The organism is Olleya sp. UBA1516 (assembly GCF_002323495.1).
Taxonomy (GTDB): Bacteria; Bacteroidota; Bacteroidia; order Flavobacteriales; family Flavobacteriaceae; genus Olleya.
In genome coordinates, this window is record NZ_DCQO01000006.1 from 155223 (window position 1) to 174644 (window position 19422).

20 protein-coding genes are annotated in these 19422 nt (G+C 32.0%); 11 read left to right on the plus strand and 9 right to left on the minus strand.

Going from position 1 to position 19422, the window contains the following annotated elements; all coding sequences use genetic code 11:
- Positions 1-30 precede the first annotated feature (30 nt).
- The 5 genes from B2989_RS03070 (at position 31) to B2989_RS03090 (ending at position 4076) form a co-directional block, all read left to right on the plus strand.
- Complete coding sequence (locus B2989_RS03070) at positions 31-972, plus strand: NAD(P)H-dependent flavin oxidoreductase (protein ID WP_292943954.1); 942 nt, start codon at positions 31-33, stop codon at positions 970-972.
- 24 nt (positions 973-996) lie between these two features.
- On the plus strand, positions 997-1761 hold the full coding sequence (locus tag B2989_RS03075; protein WP_292943956.1) for an FkbM family methyltransferase: 765 nt from the start codon (positions 997-999) through the stop codon (positions 1759-1761).
- Between the two features lie 36 nt (positions 1762-1797).
- A complete protein-coding gene (locus B2989_RS03080) occupies positions 1798-3180 on the plus strand; it encodes an MATE family efflux transporter (protein WP_292943958.1) in 1383 nt (460 codons plus the stop codon).
- A gap of 28 nt (positions 3181-3208) precedes the next feature.
- Positions 3209-3436 carry a hypothetical protein gene (locus B2989_RS03085; protein ID WP_145000286.1) on the plus strand — a complete coding sequence of 76 codons (228 nt, stop codon included), beginning with the start codon at positions 3209-3211 and terminating at the stop codon, positions 3434-3436.
- Positions 3437-3500: 64 nt separating this feature from the next.
- Positions 3501-4076 carry a phosphatase PAP2 family protein gene (locus tag B2989_RS03090; protein ID WP_145000283.1) on the plus strand — a complete coding sequence of 192 codons (576 nt, stop codon included), beginning with the start codon at positions 3501-3503 and terminating at the stop codon, positions 4074-4076.
- On the opposite strand, the gene B2989_RS03095 is transcribed toward B2989_RS03090, so the two are convergent.
- The 3 genes from B2989_RS03095 to B2989_RS03105 are packed head-to-tail and all read right to left on the minus strand — an operon-like array spanning position 4077 to position 7040.
- The gene (locus B2989_RS03095; RefSeq protein WP_292943965.1) at positions 4077-5711 is read right to left on the minus strand and encodes an ArnT family glycosyltransferase; all 1635 of its coding nucleotides are present in this window, start codon (positions 5709-5711) and stop codon (positions 4077-4079) included.
- Positions 5704-6327: a lipid-A-disaccharide synthase N-terminal domain-containing protein gene (locus B2989_RS03100; RefSeq protein WP_292943968.1), complete on the minus strand. Its 624-nt coding sequence runs from the start codon at positions 6325-6327 to the stop codon at positions 5704-5706. Before B2989_RS03100 ends, B2989_RS03095 begins: the two co-directional genes overlap by 8 nt.
- The gene (locus B2989_RS03105) at positions 6327-7040 is read right to left on the minus strand and encodes a glycosyltransferase family 2 protein (protein WP_145000275.1); all 714 of its coding nucleotides are present in this window, start codon (positions 7038-7040) and stop codon (positions 6327-6329) included. Before B2989_RS03105 ends, B2989_RS03100 begins: the two co-directional genes overlap by 1 nt.
- A 94-nt stretch (positions 7041-7134) precedes the next feature.
- Here B2989_RS03105 and B2989_RS03110 point away from each other — a divergent pair, with 94 nt between their 5' ends.
- Positions 7135-8076: an NAD-dependent epimerase/dehydratase family protein gene (locus tag B2989_RS03110; RefSeq protein WP_292943973.1), complete on the plus strand. Its 942-nt coding sequence runs from the start codon at positions 7135-7137 to the stop codon at positions 8074-8076.
- 94 nt (positions 8077-8170) lie between these two features.
- Here B2989_RS03110 and meaB read toward each other — a convergent pair whose 3' ends face one another.
- Both meaB and B2989_RS03120 read right to left on the minus strand, forming a co-directional pair.
- Positions 8171-9241 carry a methylmalonyl Co-A mutase-associated GTPase MeaB gene (gene meaB / locus B2989_RS03115; RefSeq protein WP_292943976.1) on the minus strand — a complete coding sequence of 357 codons (1071 nt, stop codon included), beginning with the start codon at positions 9239-9241 and terminating at the stop codon, positions 8171-8173.
- 52 nt (positions 9242-9293) lie between these two features.
- Positions 9294-9842 (minus strand): DUF2911 domain-containing protein, encoded by a 549-nt coding sequence (locus B2989_RS03120; RefSeq protein WP_292943978.1) that lies wholly within the window; start codon positions 9840-9842, stop codon positions 9294-9296.
- A 184-nt stretch (positions 9843-10026) separates the two neighbouring features.
- Here B2989_RS03120 and B2989_RS03125 point away from each other — a divergent pair, with 184 nt between their 5' ends.
- From B2989_RS03125 to B2989_RS03140, 4 genes are read left to right on the plus strand one after another with little or no spacing between them, the layout of a single operon-like run.
- Positions 10027-10584, plus strand: coding sequence for an RNA polymerase sigma factor (locus tag B2989_RS03125; protein WP_145000263.1), 558 nt, complete (start codon positions 10027-10029; stop codon positions 10582-10584).
- Positions 10568-11149: a hypothetical protein gene (locus B2989_RS03130; protein WP_292943980.1), complete on the plus strand. Its 582-nt coding sequence runs from the start codon at positions 10568-10570 to the stop codon at positions 11147-11149. The genes B2989_RS03125 and B2989_RS03130 overlap by 17 nt, the downstream gene beginning before the upstream one ends.
- A 19-nt stretch (positions 11150-11168) precedes the next feature.
- The gene (locus B2989_RS03135) at positions 11169-12707 is read left to right on the plus strand and encodes a hypothetical protein (protein ID WP_292943982.1); all 1539 of its coding nucleotides are present in this window, start codon (positions 11169-11171) and stop codon (positions 12705-12707) included.
- A 33-nt stretch (positions 12708-12740) separates the two neighbouring features.
- Positions 12741-13430, plus strand: a complete 690-nt coding sequence (locus B2989_RS03140) for a peptidoglycan DD-metalloendopeptidase family protein (RefSeq protein WP_292943984.1) — start codon at positions 12741-12743, stop codon at positions 13428-13430.
- 3 nt (positions 13431-13433) lie between these two features.
- Here the strand turns inward: B2989_RS03140 and B2989_RS03145 are convergent, their stop codons facing one another.
- The 3 genes from B2989_RS03145 to aceB all read right to left on the minus strand — a co-directional run bounded on the left by B2989_RS03145 (position 13434) and on the right by aceB (position 17324).
- Entirely contained in the window at positions 13434-13844 is a 411-nt protein-coding gene (locus tag B2989_RS03145; RefSeq protein ID WP_292943986.1) for an MFS transporter, read from the minus strand.
- 176 nt (positions 13845-14020) lie between these two features.
- Positions 14021-15652 (minus strand): isocitrate lyase, encoded by a 1632-nt coding sequence (locus tag B2989_RS03150; RefSeq protein ID WP_292943988.1) that lies wholly within the window; start codon positions 15650-15652, stop codon positions 14021-14023.
- Positions 15653-15725: 73 nt separating this feature from the next.
- Positions 15726-17324, minus strand: a complete 1599-nt coding sequence (gene aceB, locus B2989_RS03155) for a malate synthase A (protein WP_292943990.1) — start codon at positions 17322-17324, stop codon at positions 15726-15728.
- 119 nt (positions 17325-17443) lie between these two features.
- Here aceB and B2989_RS03160 point away from each other — a divergent pair, with 119 nt between their 5' ends.
- Positions 17444-18919: a helix-turn-helix domain-containing protein gene (locus B2989_RS03160; RefSeq protein WP_292943992.1), complete on the plus strand. Its 1476-nt coding sequence runs from the start codon at positions 17444-17446 to the stop codon at positions 18917-18919.
- A gap of 32 nt (positions 18920-18951) precedes the next feature.
- On the opposite strand, the gene B2989_RS03165 is transcribed toward B2989_RS03160, so the two are convergent.
- Positions 18952-19368, minus strand: coding sequence for a hypothetical protein (locus B2989_RS03165; protein ID WP_292943994.1), 417 nt, complete (start codon positions 19366-19368; stop codon positions 18952-18954).
- Positions 19369-19422: the final 54 nt, after the last annotated feature.

A 19422-nucleotide genomic window follows, 5' to 3' on the forward strand; every position in this document is an offset into this window, starting at 1 on the left:
AAAATATTAACCACAAGATATTTATAGTAAATGGCAAATAAAATTACGCAACTATTTAATATACAATATCCAATCATTCAAGCAGGAATGATTTGGAATAGTGGCTGGAAGTTAGCCTCAGCAGCAAGTAATTCTGGAATATTAGGATTAATTGGTGCAGGAAGCATGTATCCAGACGTATTAAGGGAGCACATTCAAAAATGTAAAAAAGCAACAGATAAACCTTTTGGTATTAATGTCCCAATGTTATATCCTAACATTGAGGAAATCATGAATATAATTGTAGAGGAAGAAGTTAAAATCGTTTTTACTTCTGCAGGAAATCCAAAAACATGGACTAAATGGTTACAAGACAAAGGGATTACAGTAGTGCATGTGGTTAGTAGTGTCAAGTTTGCATTAAAGGCTCAAGATGCTGGAGTTGACGCCATAGTTGCAGAAGGTTTTGAGGCTGGAGGACATAATGGACGTGATGAAACTACAACGCTTACACTTATTCCAATGGTAAGCGAGCAACTACATATTCCATTAATAGCAGCTGGAGGAATTGCTACAGGAAAAGCGATGTTAGCTTGTATGGTTTTAGGTGCAGATGCTGTGCAAGTAGGTAGCCGATTTGTTGCAAGTGAAGAAAGTAGTGCGCATCAAGCATTTAAGCAAGTTGTAGTAGATGCAAAAGAAGGTGATACGCAATTAACTTTAAAAGAATTAGCGCCTGTTAGGCTAGTAAAAAATAAATTTTATAATCAGTTACAAGAGTTGTACAAAACAAGTCCAACACCAGAACAACTTAAAGAGTTATTAGGTCGTGCGCGTGCTAAAAAAGGAATGTTTGAAGGAGATTTAGAGGAAGGCGAATTAGAAATTGGTCAAATAGCTGGACTAATTCGCGATATAAAACCTGTTTCAGAAATTGTAAAGGACATGATTTCTGAGTTTGAAGAGGCTAAAAGTAATGTCACTAAACTATAACAGTAGTTATTGTATAACTTTATAATGATTCTTCATAAACTGCTAAGTAAAACAGCTCAAATTAAATGGATTCCTAAATGGATAAGTGTACTTGGGTTGCTTCAATATTTTTTACTATTAACTTCTAAAACAAGCAAAAAAACCTATTTGACGTTAAAGTTAAAAGGGTATAATCAACCAATTTATTTAAGGCCAAATACGTCTGATTATAAAATTTTCAAGCAAATTTTTATTGAAGAAGAATATAACGTCCACTATCCAGACCACGTTAATACTATTGTGGACGCTGGTTCTAATTGTGGATATTCTGTAGTGTATTTTAAAAATAAGTTTAAAAATGCAAAGCTTATCGCTATTGAGCCTGATAGGTCTAATATAGAAATGATTATAAAAAACACCTCAGGAATTAAAGATATTCATATTGTACAAGGTGGTATTTGGGATATAAATGCAGACTTAAAAATTTTAGATAAAAAAGCCGGTAAATGGGCTTTTAGAGTGGAGGAAGCGCTGGATAATACAAAAGAGTTTAAGGGCTATAGTCTAGATGCCATAATGTTAGAGCACGATTTAAAAACTATTGATATTTTAAAAATGGATATTGAAGGCTCTGAAAAAAAAGTTTTTGAACAAAACTATCAATATTGGTTATCTAAGACTAAATTTGGCTTTTTAGAATTACATGAAACTTATGCTCCAGGTGTCACAGATTTAGTGCACTTAAGATTAAGCACATTTAATTTTGATATCTCTAAATCAGGTGAAAATGTCGTGTTTTCAAAAAGATAAATACGATGGCTTTAAAATAAATAATAACAATAGTAAATGGTATTAAGCACTTATACTAAAGAATTTAAATATAATTGGCAATTGGCTGCTCCTGTAATGTTAGGGATGTTGGGTCATACGTTTGTTAGTTTTGTGGACAACATTATGGTTGGTCAAATTGGAACAGCAGAATTAGCTGCTGTGTCTTTAGGTAACAGCTTTATGTTTATAGCTATGTCTATTGGTATTGGTTTTAGTACTGCCATTACGCCTTTAGTGGCGGAAGCAGATAGTGCAAACGATTTTGATAAAGGTAAATCAGCTTTTAAACATGGTTTGTTTTTATGTACCGTTTTAGGAGTGTTACTTTTTTTATTATTGCTATTAGCCAAACCTTTAATGTATTTAATGAAGCAACCTGTTGAGGTTGTAGAGTTAGCTATTCCGTATTTAGATTTAGTAGCAATATCTTTAATTCCCTTAATAATATTTCAAGGAATAAAACAGTTTAGTGATGGGTTATCTTTAACTAAATATCCTATGTATGCTACTATTGTAGCTAATCTAGTTAACGTTGGTTTAAATTATTTACTAATCTTTGGTAAGTTTGGTTTCCCAGAAATGGGTATTGTTGGAGCAGCTTATGGTACTTTAGTGTCGCGTGTTATTATGGTCGCTTATTTATGGTGGTTATTAAAAGGTCGTAAAAAGTCTAAAGACTATGTAACTAATATTAAGTTTTTTGTGTTAGATAAATTAATGCTTAAAAAAATTATAGGATTAGGGACACCAAGTGCTATGCAAATGTTTTTTGAGGTTGCAATTTTTACTGCTGCTATTTGGTTAAGTGGTTTGTTAGGTAAAAACCCTCAAGCAGCAAATCAAGTAGCCTTAAATTTAAGCTCAATGACCTTTATGGTTGCTATGGGATTAAGTGTTGCGTCTATGATTAGAGTAGGTAACCAAAAAGGATTACATCAATACATAGAATTACGTCGTGTAGCTGTATCGCTATTTTTAATGGGCTTTATATTTGCTGTCATTTTTGCTTCTTTATTTTTAATATTTAATCAGTTTTTCCCAAGGTTATATGTAGATTTTGATGATGCAGTAAACTTTAAAGATAATCTAGAGGTGGTCACAATAGCCTCGCAATTATTAATTGCAGCAGCTATATTTCAGATAAGTGATAGTTTACAAGTTATTGTACTTGGTGCTTTACGTGGACTTCAGGATGTTAAAATACCAACAATTATTACTTTTATTTCCTATTGGTTAATTGGTTTTCCAATAAGCTGGTATTTGGGTAAAGCAGATGCTTATGGTAGTTTTGGAATTTGGTTAGGATTACTAGCTGGCTTAACTACTGCTGCTATTTTATTGTTTATACGTTTTAATTATCTAACTAAAAGGTTAATTTTGGACTCTCAAAATAACTAGTCGCTAACCTTTAAAAAGCAAATATATTATGGAATTACCAAAATTCATTTTAGGTGATAATACAGATTTACCAAACGCAATCTTTGTGATTCATACAGAATTCCCTAGATTTATAATCAATCTAGAAGATGATGAAGTTGAGTGGTTTGAAGATTTTGACCAACATGATGAAAAAGAGTTGGAAATGGAAACAGAAAACCTAATCAAAGAAGCGACCGCATTTTACGATAGAGAAGTGGAGCGTTATGAAGATTAAGCACTCATAAAATCATTTCAACCATATAAATAACCTAACTTTTAGGTAACTGCAAAACAATTTTATGTTAGACCAATTAGTACAATACGATAAAGAACTTTTTTTATTTTTAAATAACCTAGGAACAACATCATGGGATGGATTTTGGTTGTTTTATACAGATAAATTACATTGGATTCCGTTTTATGCTGTGTTAGCTTTTTTAATGTACAAAAAATTGAATACTAAAATGTTTGTACTAACCTTAGTGGTTATAGCTTTAATGATTTTATTTACAGACCAAATTACTAACCTATTTAAAAATTTCTTGGTAAAACGTCCTAGACCATGTCATGAGGACGATTTAGTGCAAGCCATGCGATTGCTTAAATCGTGGTGTGGTGGTAAATATGGCTACTTTTCTGGACATGCAAGTAACAGTATGGCTGTCGCTATTTTTTCGGGTTTAATGTTAAGATATAAATATAAATATCTAATTTATATACTAATTGTTTGGTCTATAACTATGGCGTATAGTAGAATATACATAGGTGTACATTATCCTTTAGATGTTTTAAGCGGAATGCTATTTGGTGGACTTTCAGGATTTATGTTTTATAAACTTGATAAATACTTACAATCTAGATTTCAATTAAAATAATTACTTTCTAGTAAAATAATAGTAGGTATTTATCAATCGATCTTTATATTGTTTGCTATCTGGCTCACTCTCATTTAAATCATAAATAGCCATTTCTTTGATATTATATTTTTCAAAAAGAATAGCTTGATTTTTAGGATTTATTCCGTTGGATAAAACTCCAAATTCCGCTTCAAGCGGAAAGTTATAAGCATTGTTTTCTTGCTTAATTTGAGGTATTTTAGCTCCATATTGCCATATAGTTTCTGGCGAAACGTAGTCAATAGCATACAATTTTATGTCCTTTTGTTTATGTGTTTTTAAAAGCGTAGTTATGGGTTTAAAATTGTCGCTTGTAAACGTTTTGAAAATGGGTAAGCCAAATAAAAATAAAGCTCCAAAAAAAGCAGTAGTTAACAAAAAGACATGTTTAATCTCTTTTTTTATTAATTGTGAAAGGATGGCCAAGCCTAAAGTAAACACAATAATTGCAAATATTATAAAAAGGAATAAGCTATTATTTAATTGTGTTTTAAACTGAAAATACAACACAAAAGGAGCCACAATACCGATCAAACCAATTAAGCCAAAGTTAAAATAGACAGGTATGGTTTCGCGTTTGTCTTTTAGCGTTTTAAACTTACGAATCAAATACTCAATATAAAATCCAATATTTAAAGCTAAAGGAATTAAAACAGGCATCAAATATCTAGATTTTTTCTCTGGAATTATAGATAACAAAATAACAGCAAATAGGGTCCATAAAAAAGTAAACTTATAGGCTTTGTAATGTACTACACGTCGTTTTAAATACGGAAATAATAAGCTAATAAAAGCCGGAATAGTCCATAATCCACTTTGTGTAAAAAAGCTCCAGTAGTAATAAAAAGGTCTAACATTATAGCTGGTCCAATTACCAGTTTCTTTACTAGTAATAGCAGCAAATGTAGTTGGATCTTCTAATCTTACATAAAAGTACCACCAGCCACCAACAACTAATGATAATATCAAAATAACAATAATTGGTAGCGCTTTAGTTTTGATGTTTTTATAGTTAAAACTAAAGCTGAAAGCTAGTAAAAAAGGAAGTAATAAAGCATAAAAGCTAATAGGCCCTTTGCTTAATATTGAAAAACCAATACAAAAAGCAGCAATAATAGTATGTTTCCAATCTATGTTTTCTGATTTAAAAAACTTAAATAAATGATAGATTGCAATCATCATAAAGCCATGAGTAAAAATATCCCAAGGTGCTTCAATAGTAATACCAATAACATAAAACGATGTTATTAATATTAACGTGTTAATCATGCTATGTGCTCTGCTTTTTAATATGGTTTTGGATAATTTAAAACTATAAACAGCCAAAATCATTATCATGATAATAGCAGGTAAACGCATTCCAAAAACACTTTTTACACCAAAAATAATTCCAGAAATAGCGGTAAGCCATGTTGGTAAAGGTGGTTTTTCGTAACGTGCTTCGCCATTCATGGTAGTTAATAACCAATGATCATCCAATAGCATCTCTCTGGCAGTAATAAAATTACGTGCTTCCATTATAGTTACTTGTATGGTCTCTAAGTTAGGTAATAGCATGACTGCTAATAGCAAACAAATAAAGATGATTGGATAATCTTTTAATAGTTTAGGCATCTTGCTTTTTTAAGATTAACAAATTTCTGAAGTAAATTATAGCACCTAAAGAGTGTCCTACCAATAGCACATAATCGACCCTAAATATAGCGTAGGTTAAAATTAATAACGACCCTATTAAGCTTAAAGCCCAAAAGCCAAGTGGTAAAGAGGACTCTTTGTTTTTTTCAGAATATATCCATTGGTACACAAAACGTAGTGTAAACACTATCTGAGAGACGATCCCTAACACTAACAGCCAAAACGGAATAGCTTCGTTTTTAAATAACTTAACAGTATCAATTTCATTATTATTAAAATAAAATACAGTTATAAATACTGGCATTAATAATAAGATATAACGTATACCGACCGGAAATGTTTTCCATTGGTTTTGTAATTGTAAATTCCTGATATAAATATAATAGGTTAACCCTTGACCAAGCATAATAGCAAAGTCATCGCGTAAATATCCATAAATAAATAGCAAAAACGAAGCGATTAAACTAAGCGTCCAAAATAATGTAGGCGTGATCACACGTTTTTGTTTCTCGCTAGTAATCCATTGGATTATTAACCTAGAAGAAAATAAGGTTTGTGCTAAAAAGCCTATGCTAAGTATAATCCAATTACTCATTATTTTTGCTTAGCGACTTCGTAGTTAATGTATTTTTTCTTCATCCATAAATACGCAAAGCAATCCATTAAAGGTCCTAGTAACCTATTCCAAACGCCAAATTTAGCCTCGCCAGCAACTCTAGGAAAATGTTGTACAGGTATTTGCTTAGTTTTTCCATTTTGCAACATAATCATTGCAGGTAAAAAACGGTGTAATCCTTTAAACATGGGAATACGTTTAGCATAGTCCGTTTTAATTACTTTTAATGGACAACCAGTATCATCCATTCCGTCTTTAGTAAATGCACGTCTAATTCCGTTTGCAATTTTAGACGACATGTTTTTTACAAAACTATCTTTACGGTTAGCACGCACACCTGTAACTAAATCATATTCGCCTATATGTGCTAGTAGTAAATTAAAATCTTCTGGTGCAGTTTGTAAATCAGAGTCAATATATCCCACTAAAGGCGTGGTAGTGTAGTCAAAACCAGCTTTTATAGCAGCACTTAAACCACGATTGTCTTTGAATAATATGTAGTCAAAAGCATCATGTCTGCTACAAATAGCTTCAATTAAATCTTGACTTTTATCTTTTGAGCCATCATTAACAAATAATATTTTAGTGGTTTTGGTTGCTATTTGCGTGTAAGCTAATAACTCTTTTTCCACTCTAAGTAAATTATCTTCCTCATTATAAACAGGAACGACGATGGTAAATTGGTAATTCATAAACCTTTTTTAGTGTTACAAATGTATTGTTTTTTATAGAATTGAAATTAGTATCGAAAAAAAATCTGTTTCTTTGTAATACAGAAAAACACATATGAAGATATTAGTCACTGGAGCAGTAGGTTTTATAGGCTCTCACACCTGTGAGCGTTTACACGATTTAGGTCATGAAGTTGTTGGTTTAGATAATTTTAATAATTATTATAGCTTAGCGCTGAAAACTTTAAACGAAAAAGCACTGTTACAAAAAGGTATTAAAGTTATTACTACCGATTTAAGAAACCAGGATTTAGCAGAAGTTTTACCAAAAGACATCAACTATATTTTTCATTTTGCAGCTCAACCAGGTATTTCTGCAAGCTCTACTTTTGAAGATTATTTTACTAACAATATTATTGCGACTAAGAATCTTACGGATTATGCATTACAATGCCCAAATTTAGAATTATTTGTAAATATAGGGACTTCCTCTATTTATGGATTAGAAGCAACTTTTCCGGAAACCGAAGCGCCTAAACCTGCATCGTACTATGGTGTTACTAAATTAACTGCCGAGCAGTTAGTATTACAAAAAAGTAGAGAGCAATTATTTAAAAGTTGCTCGTTAAGACTATACTCTGTTATAGGACCAAGAGAACGTCCAGAAAAAATGTACACCAAATTAATTGCTTGTGCATTTAATGGAGATGCATTTCCGTTATACGAAGGTAGCGCAACCCATTTAAGAAGCTTTACTTATGTTGGTGATATTGTCGACGGAATTGTAAGCGTAGTAGGAAAAGAAAGTAAAGTAGATGGCGAAATTATTAACCTTGGTACAGAGGTTGAACATACCACACAAGATGGAATAGAAGCGGTTGAGCAAGTCATTGGTCAGTCTATTAAAATAGATCATGTTAAGGCTAGAGTAGGAGACCAATTGCGAACTAAAGCAAACATAGATAAAGCTAAACAGTTACTTGATTATAATCCGCAAACCACATTGTTAGAAGGTGTTAAGGCGCAAGTAGAATGGTATAAAGCTAATTTTTTATAATTTAAATATACAGAGAAATTCAAAAAAAAGGACAGTTATAAAACTGTCCTTTTTTTGTTGTTAGTTTTTTAAGACAAATTACTAAATTACAGCATTACCCTAATCCCAATAAATAATCTGCAGCAGCAAAAGGAGTGGTTTTATTAGCTTCAATTAAAGCGAGTTGTTTATTAAGTTCTAATTTAATTTCTGGATCATTAAAAAAGACACTTTTAAGTTGCTCTTCAATAGTTTGAAGTAGCCAGAATTTATTTTGTTCTGTACGCTTGGTATTAAAATAGTTATTCTGTTTGGTAAGTGTTATGTAATCCAAAATTACATCCCAAATCGCATCTATACCATCGTTTGTTAAGGCACTGCATAACGTTACTTTAGGTTGCCAATCAGAATCTTTTATTGGATACATATGTAAAGCTCTGTTAAACTCGACTTTAGCCATTTTAGCACGTTTAACATTGTCACCATCTGCTTTATTAATGGCTATTGCGTCTGCCATTTCAATAATACCTCGTTTTATACCTTGTAACTCGTCTCCAGCTCCTGCTAATTTTAAAAGTAGAAAAAAGTCAACCATACTGTGTACTGCAGTTTCGCTTTGTCCAACACCAACGGTTTCTATAATAATAGTATCAAAACCTGCTGCTTCACAAAGGATAATGGTTTCGCGTGTTTTTCTGGCAACACCACCTAAAGAGGTTCCGGAAGCAGATGGACGTATAAAAGCATTGGTGTTTTTAACCAACTCTTCCATTCGGGTTTTGTCACCTAAAATACTTCCTTTAGTAATACTGCTACTTGGATCTACAGCTAAGACTGCAACTTTTTTGTTTAATGTTGTTAGATGTGTTCCAAACGCTTCAATAAAAGTGCTTTTTCCAACACCAGGAACACCTGTAATACCAATTCTAACAGAGGTATTAGCATGTGGTAAACATGCTTTAATAATAGCATTGGCTTGATCTGTATGCTTTGTGTTTTTGCTTTCTACTAAAGTAATGGCTTGGCTTAAAGCGGTTATATTACCTTTTAAAATAGCGGATACTAAGTCTTGTGTTGTACGTTGCAGTTTGCGTCTTGCCTTAATTTTTAAAACAGCATCTGCATTGGTCATCTCTGGAGAGGATACACCATCTTGCTCGCTTAATGCTGATTTATTTTTGGACATAGTTGCTTTTAATTTCCGCGAAAGCGTTGTTAAAATTAGTTTTAGACTAAGGTTAATCTTTTAAAGGCACTTCAATTTTTACAACGTCCCAAGCCATAGTCATTTTTAAGTCGTCTGTACTATTGTCAAATGCTACTGTAAACTGCTCGACTGGTTTATCTAAGGTTTGTGCAGGCACTTCTACTTCTACAACGTCGTAATTTGGATCCCAATTTGGTTCCATTTTTTCGTTAACTCCCCAATCATATTGTTTGGAGTTAAACATAACTTTCCAATTGTTTTGCATAGGTACAGTCCAAAGCGTATATTTTCCTTTAGGAAGCTTTACACCATTTACAGATAAATCGTGATTGGTTTCAAAGGTAGTCGCCTCATTTGCTCCAGTACGCCAGACTTTATTAAATGGCACTAAAGCACCAAAAATAGCTCTGTCACGTTTAGATGGTCTATTATAGACTACTCTTAAATTTAAATCATTAATTTTTATACCAGCAGTATCCTTTGGACTTAAAGGTTGATTAAATAAGCCTGTTTTTGTGGTAAATTGATAGCCTAAAACGCCAATTACAACGATAATTAATAGATATATAAGTTTTTTCATGTACTGGTTTCTTAATATTAGCACTTTATAATGCAACAAAATTAACTGAAAATTTAGTACATATAGAAGGATTACCCTTAAATTATTCTAAATATTTGTGCTAAATTGAAAAAAAAATCAACTTTTTTGCAACACTGCTTTTTTTGTGTCGTCTTTAACCTGAACACTAACCAAAAACCAACAAGTGAAAGTCGTTACTTTAGATAACATCGAGTTGTGTAAACAAAATAACCGTAAGGCACAATTACAAGTGTATCAGCAATATTGCGATGCTATGTACCATGTTGCATTACGTTTTGTAAATCACACTGCCGAAGCTGAAGATGTCGTACAAGAGGCTTTTATAAAAGCCTTTACAAAACTACATCAATTTAAAGGTGACGTTACTTTTGGTGCATGGTTAAAACGTATTGTTATTAATAAAAGTATTGATTACTTAAAATCTAAAAAACAACGCTTAGTTGAATTAGATGAGGTGCATCTGAAAGTAATAGATACTAATACTGATGACAAATGGTTAGTAGAAGACACAACAACTTTAGACCAAATAAAGCAAGCCATTAATAGTCTTCCGGAAAAATATAAGTACGTAGTCATGCTATTTTTAATAGAAGGGTATGACCATCAAGAGATTTCAGAAATTTTAAATATTACCGAAGTCGCGTCGCGTACCCAATTATCCAGAGGAAAAGTAAAATTGCAAGCCCTTTTAAAACAAAATGATTATGGCGAAAGATATTAGAGAATTATTTAAAAATGATAACCAACAGTCTGATAAGCAAATGTCACAAGGACATGAAGCTAGATTTTTAGACAAGTTAGACCAAGCATTGCCACAAAAAAAGCAATCTAATTGGACGTTTTTAAACATTGCAGCAAGCATCGTGATAATTTTAGGATTAGGTTTTGGAGGATATACGTTTTTTAAACAGGACGTAAATCCTATTACAGTCGTAGATACTGAGCAACCAAAACCAGAAATTAATAAAACTACAAAAACCATGACGCTTGGAGATATCTCTCCGGATTTAAAAAAGGTAGAAGATTATTACGTGGCAAATATTAATTTAGAATTGTCTAAACTTAAGCTAACACCAGAAAATAAAGAATTGTTTGATGGTTATGTGTTAAGGTTAGAAGAGTTAAATGCAGAATACAAAAGCTTGTCTACAGAGTTGACCGATAATGGTCCAGATGAGCATACGGTAAATGCACTAATCCAAAATCTAAAATTTCGTTTAAACTTGATGTATCGTCTTAAAGAACAACTTAATCAGTTAAACAACATGAAGGCTTCCCAAGGGTAGTCGTTAAAAGACAATCAAAATGAAACAATTAAAAACTATAAAATACAGATATCTTATTGCGTTAATGCTGCTTATTACAGTAAGTGTTACAGCGCAACAAAAATTAAGTAAAATTGACCAATCGGTTAGGGCAAATAAAGACGTAACCGTAGACCTAAATACTAGTCATACCAATATTATTGTAGAAACTTGGAATAAGGATTATATAGAGGTTGAAGCTTATATTGAAAGTAAAAAGTTGACCAAACAAGAGATGCAAAAAGCATTGGACAATTGGGACGTTGCTTTAACAGGAGACTCGGATTATGTAAAAATAACGTCTAAAGGATCAAGAGGTATTTGGTCTGATGATATGAGCGTGACGATATTGGATGAAGCATCTATTGAGGCTTTAGCTAATCTTCCTGAAAAATTAGAGCTTAATTTAGGTCCATTATTAAAAAAGTTAGAAAATATGGATGTTTTAGGCGAGTTGCCTGAAACCTTAAAAACATTACGTATTCCAAAATCTCCAGATGGAAATTATAATGTAGATTTTGATTATGACAAGTATAAAAAAGAAGGCGAACCTTATCTAGATGCTTGGAGTAAAAAATACCGTAAAGAGTATGGTGAAGCCTATGAGCAAGAAATGCGTACTTGGGCAAAAAGTATCAAGCAAGAAGATATTGATAAGTTTGAAAAAGAAATGGAAGCATGGGGAAAAAACTTTGGTAAGCAATTTGAAAAACTATTTGATGACGATTTTGAAAAAAGCATGGAAGAATGGGGAGAAAATTTTGGTAAACAATTTGAAAAAGAAATCGCTCCAAAAATTGAAGCTTGGGCTGCACAGTTTGAAAAAGAAGTCGCACCTAAATTAGAAGCTTGGGGCAAACGATTTGGAGAAGAGTTTGAACGTAAAATGGAAGCGCAGTTTGATCAAGATGGAAAAAAGAGTAGTAGTAAGGAAAACAAAATTTTTGACGATGTAGACTACAATACCACTAAGACCATTATTATTAAAATGCCTAAAAAAGCTAAGTTAAAACTAAATGTAAGGCATGGCGAGTTAAAACTAGCCAATGTGCTGGAAAACGCCAAAGGAGAAGTGTCTCATGGATCATTTATAGCTAATCACATTATTGGAGGTAACACCTCCATTAATGTGTCTTATGCTAAAGTAGCAGTAAAGGATTGGATGTCTGGTCAGTTAAAATTAAAGTATGTGGATGACGCCATAATTGCCAATGCTAAAAACTTAATATTAAACGCTGTGTCATCCGATATTCAGATAAATAATCTGTCAGGAAATTCCATTATAAACGGAAGTTTTGGTGATTTGTTAGTTAACAATATTGCTTCAGATTTTAACAATCTTAATATAGTTTTAGAAAACAGCGATGCTAAATTAAAGCTTCCAAATACTGATTATAATCTTTTTTTTAATGGTAATCGCTCAAAATTTAATAGCGTGACAGCGACTAATAAAACCATTAAAAATTATCCAAATAACAATAGTAATACCAATAAAACTATAATTATAAATGCAAAATTTAGTAATGTAATTGCTAAATAAAATTTCTAAATTTGAATTCAATTTTTAATAAAAATGAATTCTACTACAACTACTTCTTTTTTAAGTCAATGGACAGAACAAAACCTAAATGTCATTGACGCATCTATCCCAAAATCGGATTATATCGCTATAGATTTATCCAAAGCAAATCAAGACTTAAATACGTTTGATATTGCATCCTCTTCAGCTTGGGAAGACTACATTACCAAATACCTTAAATCACATAAAAAGCAAGTTGCATTTGGTGGTTATTTAGAGACTAGAAATTTATATAACAGAAGTGCTTATTTTTCGGCTCAAGCCGAAGCAGAACAGCGTAATATTCATATTGGTTTAGATTTATGGTGTCCAGCTAATACAGCAGTTTTGGCGTGTTTTGAAGGTGTTATTCATAGTTTTAAAAACAACACTAATTTTGGAGATTATGGACCGACCATAATATTGGAACATAACATAAATAACCAAATATTTTACACATTGTATGGTCATTTAAGTGAAGCTTCACTCGGAAATTTAAAAGTAGGTGATTTTGTCGCTCAAGGCGAAACAATAGCCTATCTTGGACAAGCATCTGTAAACGGAGATTATGCACCACATCTACATTTTCAAATAATAAAAGATATACAAAATAAAGTTGGAGATTATCCAGGTGTTTGTTGCTTAAATGATCTTGAGTTTTATAAATCCAATACTATAAATCCTGAACCAATTTTAGGTTTGTAAAGGCTAATCTAATAGCTTTAAATCTCTTTTAATCCTATATTCTGTAGGTATTAATAATATTAAATATGCAATTAAAAGCACTCCAAAAATAATAAAGTCAGGTGCTAATATTAAAATAACAAAAGCAGAGCCTTCAATAATGGCATAGCGCACAATGGAAGCACTTTGATAAGGTACTAATTTTTCTTTTAAACTTAGATTGCTATCAATTTTAGAAACCAACATTTTAAATAGCAAATTACTAACTATAAAAGCAGCAATAGGAATAGCTAAATATACTGTATTGTCGCTATCTATCGTAGGTAACTTTAATTGGGTAATATCAGAAAGGTTTCCTAAAAAAAAGTAAGCAAATATTAGACCTGCGACTAGTGCTATATGGATGATTTTAAAGATTTTTAATTGTTCTTGCATATTATTGATTTTACTAGCGATTTATTTGAGTAAATGTAATTAGATTTTATTATTTAAAATCTAGGTCTAATTTAAATCTTTTTACTAATAATTGATGTGAGCCTGTTGTAAAAAAGAAATCACACAAACAGCTAGTTTTAAATAGGTTTGTGTGATTAATCAGACTAAAATCTTATTTAAGCGACTTCAGCTATTTTATTTTTAACTGTATTAGCTTTTGTTTTTAATTCAAATTGGTTAGAGGTGTTTTTTTCTCCACCAGCTTTTAAAGCTTTATCACCAGCAAAAAAAGTTTTGTGGTCATCACCAAGATCAGATCCAGCCATTCGTTGGTGTTTAACACATGATACATTTTTGCGGATTTCTTGTCTTTGTACATCTTTGACGTAGGCTAACATACCTTGATCACCAAAATAGCCTTTTGTTAAATCATTCATATGTAATGCAGTGGTATGGTAAGTTGGTAATGTTATTAAATGATGAAATATACCAGCTTGTTTAGCACTATCCATTTGAAACGTTTTAATTTTTTGGTCAGCTCTAAAACATAGTTCGGTATTGTCATATTCAGCATCCATTAAGTTGTTACGATCATAGGCAGTCATGTTTTCACCTTCTGTAAGCATTTCTTCATAAGCTTGATTACGGAAGCTTAGCGTCCAGTTAAATGATGGCGAGTTATTGTACACTAATTTAGCTTTAGGTATTACTGCTTTTACTTTATTTACCATATGTGCAATTTGTTTAACATTAGGCGTTGGAGTTTCTATCCATAATAAATCGGCACCATTCTGTAAGCTTGTAATACAATCTAAAACAACACGATCAATATTAGTGCCTTCTCTAAATTTGTATAACCCATTAGCTAATCTAACTGGTCGTACTAATTTACCATCACGTTTAAGTAGGACATCATTCTCTTTGGCGTCTGTAATAGCAATTTCTTCAGCTTCAACAAAAGCTAAATATTGTGATGCTAAATCACCAGTTTGTTGACTGATAGGTAATTTTTGGGTTAGTCCTGCACCTTCCGAGTCTGTTCGTGCCACAATTATACCATCGTCAATCCCTAATTCTAAAAAAGCGTACCTAACAGCATTTAGTTTAGCAATAAAATCTTCATGTGGCACAGTTACTTTACCATCTTGATGACCACATTGTTTGGCGTCAGACACTTGATTTTCTATTTGGATAGCACAAGCACCAGCTTGAATCATTTTTTTAGCTAATAAATAGGTTGCTTCTTCATTACCAAAACCAGCATCAATATCTGCTATTATTGGGACTATATGTGTTTCAAAATTGTCGATTTGATGCTGTACATCTTCGCCATTTTTTAATCTTCTAAACAAATCGTTCAGTTCAATTGCATCTGCTTGGCGTAAAAAATCATAAATTTCGGCAATCAAATTTGGAACTGCAGTTTTTTCGTGCATAGATTGGTCAGGTAAAGGACCAAATTCTGATCTTAACGCTGCAACCATCCAACCAGAAAGATACAAGTAGCGTTTACTAGTTGTTTTATGGTGTTTTTTTACCGCAATCATTTTTTGTTGCGCCACAAAACCATGCCAACAACCTAATGATTGTGTATAATTACTTGAGTCGGCATCGTATGCTGCCATATCTTCTCTCATTACAGAAGCTGTATATTTTGCAATATCTAACCCTGTTTTAAATCTATTTTGATTTACCATTCTGGCAGCATTTTCTGGATTTATAGCATCCCAAGTAGCTCCATATTTTGCTTTTAATTGTCGTACAGTCTCTAAAGCAGAACCATAATTTGTTTGTGATAAATTTTTCATAATTTTGTGATACGTTATTTATTATTAATAATTAGATCCTGTTGATTGTTGCCGCAATCGCAGGATTGTTTTTTTATAGATATTGGTAAGCGGGAATTGTTAAAAATTCTTCAAATTGCTTTGAAGTAACCAACGTGTTAAACAGCTCTATCGCAAGCTCAAACTTGGTATTTTTAATTTCGGATTCGCCATATTCGGTTACAATTTTTTCAACTTCATCATTAAATAATTCGGTATATAATTGTGTAGTAAACTTTTGTCCATCTTCTAGGGTTACTTCATTTTTTAACCATTGCCAAACTTGTGTTCTAGAGATTTCTGCAGTAGCAGCATCTTCCATTAAATTATAAAGCGCAACAGCTCCATGACCTCTCAGCCAAGCTTCGGTGTATAAAATACCTACATTAATGTTTTTTCTAATGCCAGCTTCGGTTACGGTTCCTTTTGGTATTTCGACTAAATCTTTTTCTGTAATAACAACATCATCGCGCTTTACGTGTAATTGATTTGGTGTAGGCATGTGTTTATTAAATTCTGATAAAGCTATATTTACTAAAGCAGGATGCGCTACCCAAGTCCCATCGTGACCATTTTTAACTTCACGTTCTTTGTCTTTTCTAACTTTTTCTAAAGCAGCAATATTTGCATATTCGTCGTTTTTAATAGGTATTTGTGCTGCCATTCCGCCAATAGCTAAAATGCCTCTTTTATGACAGCGTTGTATTACTAATTTGGAATAGGCATCCATAAATGGTGTTGTCATAGTAACCTGATCACGATTTGGCACTACAAAATTAGGATGGTTTCTAAATTTTTTGATATAAGAAAATATGTAATCCCATCGTCCACAATTTAAACCTACTATGTGGTCTTTTAGTTCGTATATGATTTCGTCAAGCTGAAAACTAGCAGTAATAGTCTCTACTAAAACGGTTGCTTTAAATGTTCCGTTTGGTACATTTAAGTAATCTTGTGCAAACATAAAAACGTCGTTCCACCATCTAGCCTCTAAATAATGCTCTAATTTAGGTAGGTAAAAGTAAGGTGCAGTATTGTTTTTAAGACGTGTTTTGGTGTTATGAAACACGTATAAACCAAAATCTATTAGACTACCAGAAGCCTCTTGATTGTTAAATATTATATGGCTCTCATTTAAATGCAAACCTCTAGGACGTACCAATAAAACAGCTGTTTTGGACTTTAGTTTGTATGTTTTGTCCTTTTTTAAATCTATTAATGAAATTGTTTTATTGTTTGCATCTATTAAATTTTGTTGACCTTGGATTGTGTTTGACCAAGTAGGCGCATTGCTGTCCTCTAAATCTGCCATAAATGTGTTAGCACCAGAGTTTAGTGCATTAATTATCATTTTACGGTTAACTGGACCTGTAATTTCTACTCGTCTATCTTGTAAATCATGCGGAATAGAGCCAGCAGTCCATTGTCCATCTCTAATCGTTTTTGTTTCTTCAGGGAATTTAGGAAAATGTCCTTTATCAAAATATTGCTGTTGACTAACACGATTATTTAATAATTCTAATCGTTTGGAATTAAAATTTTTATGCAATTCGGATAAAAATAGTAAAGCTTCATCAGTTAAAATCTCAGGATAGTAATTAGTCACGTTTTCTGAGAACGAAATTTTAGGTTGTTTTAAAAGTGTGTCTTCCATGATGTTATGATTTTATATGACAATATTAAAACAAAGATTTTTAAAAAACAAGCGAACGTTCGCTAAAAATGTTTTTTCGCCAAAATTGAATATTCGCAAAAAAGAGTATATTTGTTATTATGGAAGAAGATTACATTAAATTAATTTTTGGGCTTAAGCTAAAGCAGATAAGGACTGATAAGAATTTATCCTTATTAGGTTTGTCTAAACTTTCTGGTTTGTCAAAATCGTATTTAAACGAAATTGAGAATGGTAAAAAATATCCCAAACCAGATAAAATTGCAATATTATCAGAAAAGTTGGATGTGCCATACGACCAAATGGTGTCTTTAAAATTGGATAAAAATTTAGCACCAATTGGTGATATTTTACAGTCTAAAATTTTGAAAGAAATTCCGTTAGAGCTATTTGGTATTAAAGAAAGTAATCTAATCGATATTGTAGCTAATGCACCAGCAAAAGTGAATGCTTTTATTAGTACAATTATAGAAATAGCACAGAATTATAATTTTAGTCGTGAAAGTTTTTATTTAGCTTCTGTACGCTCTTTTCAGGAGGCGAATAATAATTATTTTGAAGATTTAGAGCAGGGTGTTTTAAAATTTGCTAAAGCGTATCACATTGATTTAAATGAAATCATAACATCTCAAGACTTGGAGGAAGTTTTAGTTGAAGAATATGGTTATACTATAGAAGTTAATGAGCTTAGTAAGTATGAAGCTTTGGGTAATTTACGATCCATGTTTGTGCCCAAAACTAAAACACTATTATTAGCTAATGAGATAGATGAAGCGCAAAGAACCTTTATATACGCTAAAGAGTTAGCGTATAATTTTTTAGAAATAAAAGAGCGTTTATTTACTTTTCCATGGATAAAATTTGACACCTTTGATCAGGTATTAAATAATTTTTATGCTTCTTATTTTGCAGGCGCTTTAATTATACCTAGCGAAAAAATTAAGACGCAGTTAAATAAAATCTTTGAAAAAGATACTTTTGATACAGACTTGTTTTTAAATGCTATTGAAGCTTATAATGCTTCTCCAGAATCTTTTTATCAACGTTTAACTAATATTTTGCCTAAAGCATATAATATCCAGAATTTGTTTTTTTTAAGGTTTACGCATAGAGCAAATAGTGAGCGTTTTTATCTTAAAAAAGAATTGCATTTATCGCATCAACAATCACCTCATGCTAATGAAACCAATGAGCATTATTGTAGACGTTGGGTGTCATTAAAAATGCTAAAAGATATTAGTAATAGTAAGTTAGAGCATGTTTTTGACATGCAGATCTCTAACTATGAAAATGATGGTATGAAGTATTTAGTATGGTCTTCAGCTACTAAAGATCCATTTAGAGAGAATCAATATAGAAGCATTAGTGTAGGACTGCTAATTAATAAACAGCTGCAACGTAAACTTAATTTTTTAAATGACCCTAAAATTGAATCTAAAAACGTAGGTGTAACTTGTGAGCGTTGCGCTATAATGGATTGTAAGGTTAGGGAAGTAGCTCCTGTTTTTTTAGATAAAAAAGCTAAAAATGAAAAGTTAGAGTCTATTGTTCAGGCATTAAATGCTAAGTTTTCTTAGGTAGTAATTGATTGTTTTAAATTGGTTTGAGTTTAGACTAAAGCTCCAAAAACATATCTAGAAGCTAATGACTTTCCAAAAAAGAAAGCAGCAATTGCTAATAAACCATCACTTAACGAAAACCACAGCGCTTTTGGTAACATAACAATGGTTGCTGCTGTTGCAGTAACCATTAAAGCACCAACAATGTAAGCGGGAATCATGCTAGTTTTTGATACCATTCCTGCAATTGTCATTCCTGAGATTATACCTGTAAAATGTGCAATTACAACAAACACTTTTGAGCCTATTGGAATAAGATGCATATTCGCTTTTATAGAGGCTATGTCGTTTGGATCAATTTGTCCTGGTAATGGAAAAACCGTGTGACCAATTACCGTTTCTATTAAATATACTACAACTGCTGCAGTAATAAAACCTAAAATTGTTGCTAATATATTTTTAAGCATAGTCTTAAATTTTGATCCTAAAAAGGAAGCTATTATTAATTAAAAATACAAAAA